Raw genomic sequence first — 6,207 nt, 5'->3', positions numbered from 1 at the left:
GGGTGCGGGGGTCGTCGGGGCATACGGCGTGGATCATGGCGGCGATGCGGGTGTTGAGCAGGGCGGCGTCGGGGCCGGTGAGGCGGCCGTGCACGGTGGTGGTGGCGGTGGCGTCGTCGCGTTTGCCGATGCTCAGGTAGCGGCCGCGGATGTTGTCGCGGGTGCGGCGTACGGCGTCGGGGTCGTGGCGTTCGACCCAGATGTCGATGGCTTGGTCGAGTTTGTATTGCGACAGGGGGCCCCAGGCGGCGGCGCGGTCGGCCAGTGCGGTGTCGAGTGCGGCCAGGGCGTGTGGGTCTTCGACCAGTTCGGTGCGGAAGTGGATGGTGGTGATCATCGTGGTGCTCAGTTGGCCGGCCAGGAACGCCGCGCCGACTTTGGGGAGGCGGTCGCGCAGGGTGACCGCGAGGTCGAGTTGGGTCAGGGCGCGGCCGTGGCGCAGGGTCAGGGCGGCGGCGATCTCGGCGGCCGCGCCGTCGACGGCGTCGCAGGCCCGCCGGGGGTTGTCTTCTTCGGCCTGGCGGCGGTGGAGAAGTTCGGCGGCGGCGGCCAGTTTGCGGGCCTCGGCGGCGGCCGCGGCGCGGGCCCAGCCGGTGAGTGCGTCGATCAGCTCGGCGTCGGACGCAGCGGCCAACTCGGCCGGACCGGGAAGTGAACCATCGAACACGTGTTCGAGTATAGATCGGGGGTACGACACGATGGGCGCGTGGTTTCTGCCAGCGGTCGGTCAATTTCTGCCAACGGAAATGATGCCGGTGAGCTGCGGGTTTAACCAGTCAGATCGGACAAGATCGCCAAACGAAGTCGAAACCGCGTGATTCGCTCCACGGCTCCGACCCGACAAGGGAAGAGCACCGAAATGAAGAACATCACCATCGCCACCGCCACAGCCGCCGCCCTGACCGGAGCCGTCCTGGGCCTGGCCGCCCCGGCCGCCGCCGCCCCCAGCGCCGGAGGCAACGCCGATGCCACCATCAGCCAGCTCGAGGACCAGGGCAACCGGGTCATCGTCAACCGGCTCTCCGACGCCCCGCTGTCGCAGGCCACCGTGGTCGGCGTCCAGCCCGGCCCCGACATCCGCGATGAGGTCTGGAGCGCCGACGGCGACTCCATCCGGCAGAACGTCATCACCGGCAAGGTCTACTACGTCGACGTCCGCTGAGCGGGCAATCGAGCAGCGTCCGCTGAGCGGGCAATCGAGCAGCGTTCACTAAGCCCAGGGCGAACGAGGGGCATATCCACCACGGATATGCCCCTCGTTCACGCATTGGGCACCGACCCACCCTTGAGTGCTAGCACTCGCATGTATAGAGTGCTAGATGGCAGCCGGGTCACCCCCGTGTCGGCACCCGCGACGACGGCGCGAGGGCAGGATCCGGCGACCGAATACACACACCTACATCAGTGAAGGGGCTCCAATCGTGGCGAGCGTTAACATCAAGCCACTCGAGGACAAGATCCTCGTACAGGCCAATGAGGCCGAGACCACGACCGCTTCCGGTCTGGTCATCCCCGACACCGCCAAGGAGAAGCCGCAGGAAGGCACCGTCGTCGCAGTTGGCCCCGGCCGCTGGGATGAGGATGGCGAGAAGCGGATTCCTCTGGATGTGTCGGAGGGCGACGTGGTCATCTACAGCAAGTACGGCGGCACCGAGATCAAGTACAACAACGAGGAGTACCTGATCCTGTCGGCGCGCGACGTTCTCGCTGTCGTCTCCAAGTAAGCGAATCGTGTTCCGCCCCGGACGTTCCCGCATATGCGGGTGATGTCCGGGGCGGCGCGCGTCATACCCGTCTCTAGGGAAAGACATTTATGAGTAAGCAAATTGAGTTCAACGAAACCGCGCGTCGCGCCATGGAGGCGGGCGTCGACAAGCTCGCCGACGCGGTCAAGGTGACCCTTGGTCCGCGTGGGCGCATGGTCGTGCTGGCCAAGGCCTTCGGCGGACCGACCGTCACCAACGACGGTGTGACCATCGCCCGTGACGTCGACCTCGAGGATCCGTTCGAGAACCTCGGTGCCCAGCTGGTGAAGTCGGTGGCGACCAAGACCAACGACGTCGCCGGCGACGGCACCACCACCGCGACCGTGCTGGCCCAGGCCATGGTCAAGGCCGGCCTGCGTAACGTGGCCGCCGGCGCCAACCCGATCGCACTCGGTTCGGGTATCGGCAAGGCCGCCGACGCGGTGTCCGAGGCCCTGCTGGCCGCCGCCACCCCGGTGAACGACAAGAAGGCCATCGCGCAGGTGGCCACCGTGTCGTCGCGTGACGAGCAGGTCGGCGAACTGGTGGGCGAGGCCATGACCAAGGTCGGCACCGACGGCGTCGTCACGGTCGAGGAGTCCTCCACGCTGAACACCGAGCTCGAGGTCACCGAGGGCGTCGGCTTCGACAAGGGCTTCATCTCGGCGTACTTCGTCACCGACTTCGATTCGCAGGAAGCGGTTCTCGAGGACGCGCTGGTGCTGCTGCACCGCGAGAAGATCAGCTCGCTTCCCGACCTGCTCCCGCTGCTGGAGAAGGTCGCCGAGGCCGGTAAGCCGCTGCTGATCGTCGCCGAAGACATTGAGGGCGAAGCGCTCTCGACGCTGGTCGTCAACGCGATCCGCAAGACGCTCAAGGCCGTCGCGGTCAAGGCACCGTTCTTCGGCGACCGACGCAAGGCGTTCCTCGACGATCTCGCGGTCGTCACCGGTGGTCAGGTCGTCAACCCCGACGTCGGCCTGGTGCTGCGTGAGGCCGGACTGGACGTGCTCGGCACCGCGCGCCGCGTGGTGGTCGACAAGGACAGCACCGTGATCGTCGACGGCGGGGGTACCCACGAAGCCATCGAGGGCCGCAAGTCGCAGCTGCGTGCCGAGATCGAGGCCTCCGATTCGGACTGGGATCGCGAGAAGCTCGAGGAGCGGCTGGCCAAGCTCGCCGGCGGCGTCGCCGTCCTGCGGGTCGGAGCTGCCACCGAGACCGATCTGAAGAAGCGCAAGGAAGCGGTCGAGGATGCGGTGGCTGCGGCCAAGGCGGCCGTCGAGGAGGGCATCGTCGTCGGTGGCGGTGCGGCCCTGGTGCAGGCGCGTGCCGGCCTGGCCAAGCTGCGCGAGTCGCTTTCCGGTGACGAGGCGCTCGGTGTCGACGTGTTCACGTCGGCGCTGTCCTCGCCGCTGTACTGGATCGCCACCAACGCCGGACTCGACGGTTCGGTCGTGGTGAACAAGGTCTCCGAGCTGCCCGCCGGTCACGGCTTCAACGCCGCGACGCTGGTTTACGGCGACTTGATCGCCGACGGTGTCATCGACCCGGTGAAGGTGACCCGTTCTGCGGTGGTCAATGCCGCTTCGGTGGCCCGGATGGTCCTCACCACCGAGACCGCGGTCGTCGACAAGCCGGAAGAGGTCGAGGATGACGGTCATGGCCACGGCCACGGCCATCACCATCACTGAGTGACGTTCGACGAAACACCCCCGGTCCTGTTGGGCCGGGGGTGTTCTCGTGCGGCCGAGCTTCCTGATGCTGGTGCGGGTGCTTCGTCGTCACCATTCCTCGGTGGCAATGGGTTAGCGTGCGACGAGGCGTTCGACCAGCCCCAGCTTGAATCGCTCGGCCTGCTCGACGTCGAAGCCGGCGGCTCGCACGTGTACGGAGGGGCGGCGTAGGAAGTGCTCACCTCCGAGGGGAACGGTGAAGACCTCCAGGAAGCGCTGCGCACCGCGCGCCAGCCGAGAGCTGCTTTCGATGTGGTCGACGAGGATGAGCTTTCCGCCGGGGCGCAACACCCGCACCATTTCGCCGATCGCCTTGGTGTGGTCCGGAATCGCGCACAGCCCGAAGGTGCAGACGACGGTGTCGAATGAGGCCTCGTCGAACGGAAGTTTGTGCGCATCCGCCTGTCGCAGCGTGACTTCGCGGCCCAGCTCGGCTGCACGTCTGCGAGCGATGTCGAGCATCGCGTCGCTCCAGTCGATGCCGGTCAGCGTGACGCTTGGCGGGTAGGCCTCCAAATTGAGTCCCGTTCCGACGGCGACTTCCAGCACCTCGCCGGTCGCCCGACCGCAGGCCCACATGCGGGAGTCTCCGAACAGGTGGCGGTCGAAGAGTGCCATCTGCCGGTCGTAGGACTGTGAATGTTTGTCCCAGTAGCGTTTCCAACGGACGGATCGCACATCATTCGACGTCACGGACGGTCAGCCTCCTTGTGCTGGCGGCTGTATCGGCTCATAGCCAACTCGGCGGCCTGATCGAATTCGCCAGATCGACCAGGGTGTAGCGATGGCGCCGCCGCGGCGCATGCCGCGCCAGCTCCCGCAGGGCCTCCTCGGTGCCCGCGCGCAAGCCCTGCTGGTCGAACGGGTGGCCGAAGATCGGTGCCGCGTCGGGCCGGGCGCCGGACCGCAACCAGTCGAGCGCGGTGCCGAGCACGAGTGCGCGCATCTGCAGCGCACGCGGCTCGGTCTCGGCCAACTGCCCGACGCGCTGCGCCGCATCGCGCAGGTCGGCCTCGGTGATGTCGTCGACCGGTATCCCCGCGAGCAGGATGACCACCGACGTCAGCTGGGCCTCGGCGTAGTGGCGGGAGGTCAACGGAACCTGGTCGAGCACCGCGATCGCGCCGGCTCGATCATCACGGTCAGCGAGTTGGCGGGCCAGGCCGAACGCCGCACTCACCATGGAGTGGTCGGTGCGCCACAGCGTTCGGTAGCAGCGCTCGGCCGACCTGTGCAATTTTTCGGCGTCCGGTAGGTCACCGGCCTCGAGCATCAGCTCGGCCGCCGCGGCCGACGCCAGCTTCGGTGCGGCTTCCCCGGGTAGCGCGGCCACCACCCGCTGGAAGCATGCCAGTGCGGCCCGGGGAACCCCGGACTCCAGCGCGGTAATCCCGTCGTCCCAGTCCATCCGCCAATCGCATTCCGGATCCTCGGTCGCAGACGGTGCGGGCAATGCGCGGGCGACGCTGCCCGCGCTCAGTCGAACATCGTGCCGGCGACCGTCGACGAACACATCGGTGCGCTGCAGCACCAGATCGGCTCCGAACGTGTGGCGTGGCGTGCTGAACAGGGCTGACGGCCCTGGATGCGGCACACCCGTCTGCTCGGCGAGGATTTCGCGCAGCACCCCCTTGCACTGGGTCGCCATCTCGTCGACGGATGAAAATCGCTGCGCTGGAAGAGGGTTCGTCGCCCGTTCCAGCAGCCGGTGGAACGACTCGTAGCGCTGGAACAGTGGCACATCGCCGGGGCCCGGCAGGGTCTCGGCGAAGCGGTCGTTGGGCAGGTCGACCGTCAGTTTGGCCAGCGTTCGGGCGATCGTGTAGATGTCGGTCGCCACCGCAGGGCCGGTGCGGACGATCTCAGGCGCCTGAAATCCCTTGGTGCCATAGATGTATCCGAAGTCTCCGATGCCCGATACCGCGCCCATGTCGATCAACTCGACATTGTCCTCGGTCACCATGATGTTCTCCGGCTTGAGGTCGTTGTACACCAGGCTCAGCGAGTGCAGGTAGGACAGCGCCGGCATCACCTCGAGCACATAGCCGAGTGCCTGTTCGACCGGCATCATCGGCTTGGGTTCGCCGGCGGGCGTCGCCTCTTGCTGCTGGGCCAGAATGGCCTCCAGCGTGGTGCCGCCGACGTACTCCATCACGATGTAGCCGATCGGGCGGCCGTCGAACCCGGGGTGTTCGACGAAGTTGTAGATCTTGACGATGCCGGGATGGTTCACCATGGCCAGGAATTGACGTTCGGCGATGGCGATCGCCTGCGCCTGTTGTGCACCCGGGTGAAGCAGACCCTTGAGCACCACCCATCGATCACTCACGTTGCGGTCGATCGCCAAATACACCCAGCCGACGCCGCCGTGGGCGATGCAGCCCTGAACCTCGTACTGCCCGGCGACCAGTTCACCGGTCTCCAGTTGTGGCGAGAACGAGAACAGCGTGCCACAGTGCGGGCACACACCTTCGCTGGGCCCGGGCCGGCCGTCGACACCGCGCCCGACTGGAAGCCCGCAGCTGCTGCAGTCCCGTTTCGATTCGGGCAGAACCGGATTGGTGAGGATCGCGCTGACCGGCTCGATGTCCTGCCGAACCGGAACCTCCACCAGGCCATCGCCGATACGGCGCGCTCCGGTGCGCAGCCGTGGCCGCGTGGCCTCGATCTTGACCGGCTCAGATGGGGTCACCAGGACGGCGCGCGTGCCCTCGTCTCGAGCCATG

The 6,207-nt window shown here is 67.1% G+C and carries 6 protein-coding genes; 3 read left to right on the top strand and 3 right to left on the bottom strand.

All coding sequences use genetic code 11. From position 1 onward, the window contains the following. Nucleotides 1-667: DUF222 domain-containing protein (locus JDV09_RS13510; RefSeq protein WP_221369643.1), on the bottom strand; the 667-nt coding region annotated here is incomplete at its 3' end. A 192-nt stretch (nt 668-859) separates the two neighbouring features. Between JDV09_RS13510 and JDV09_RS13505 the strand changes: the two genes are divergently transcribed. From JDV09_RS13505 to groL, 3 genes are all read left to right on the top strand, one after another. Continuing rightward, the gene (locus tag JDV09_RS13505; protein ID WP_221369642.1) at nt 860-1,162 is read left to right on the top strand and encodes a hypothetical protein; all 303 of its coding nucleotides are present in this window, start codon (nt 860-862) and stop codon (nt 1,160-1,162) included. 259 nt (nt 1,163-1,421) lie between these two features. After that, nucleotides 1,422-1,724, top strand: coding sequence for a co-chaperone GroES (gene groES / locus JDV09_RS13500; protein ID WP_048630140.1), 303 nt, complete (start codon nt 1,422-1,424; stop codon nt 1,722-1,724). An 89-nt stretch (nt 1,725-1,813) separates the two neighbouring features. Continuing rightward, nucleotides 1,814-3,439 carry a chaperonin GroEL gene (gene groL / locus JDV09_RS13495; protein WP_221369641.1) on the top strand — a complete coding sequence of 542 codons (1,626 nt, stop codon included), beginning with the start codon at nt 1,814-1,816 and terminating at the stop codon, nt 3,437-3,439. A 114-nt stretch (nt 3,440-3,553) separates the two neighbouring features. Here the strand turns inward: groL and JDV09_RS13490 are convergent, their stop codons facing one another. Together JDV09_RS13490 and JDV09_RS13485 are read right to left on the bottom strand one after the other, a co-directional pair. After that, nucleotides 3,554-4,099 (bottom strand): class I SAM-dependent methyltransferase, encoded by a 546-nt coding sequence (locus JDV09_RS13490; protein ID WP_255605299.1) that lies wholly within the window; start codon nt 4,097-4,099, stop codon nt 3,554-3,556. A gap of 112 nt (nt 4,100-4,211) precedes the next feature. After that, nucleotides 4,212-6,206, bottom strand: a complete 1,995-nt coding sequence (locus tag JDV09_RS13485; RefSeq protein ID WP_221369639.1) for a serine/threonine-protein kinase — start codon at nt 6,204-6,206, stop codon at nt 4,212-4,214. Nucleotide 6,207 lies beyond the last annotated feature (1 nt).

Origin of the sequence: Mycolicibacterium xanthum, from assembly GCF_019710635.1 — a bacterium.
Taxonomy (GTDB): domain Bacteria; phylum Actinomycetota; class Actinomycetes; order Mycobacteriales; family Mycobacteriaceae; genus Mycobacterium; species Mycobacterium xanthum.
The sequence above is the reverse complement of the archived record's forward strand: the minus strand, read 5'-3'. Positions and strand labels throughout refer to the sequence as shown.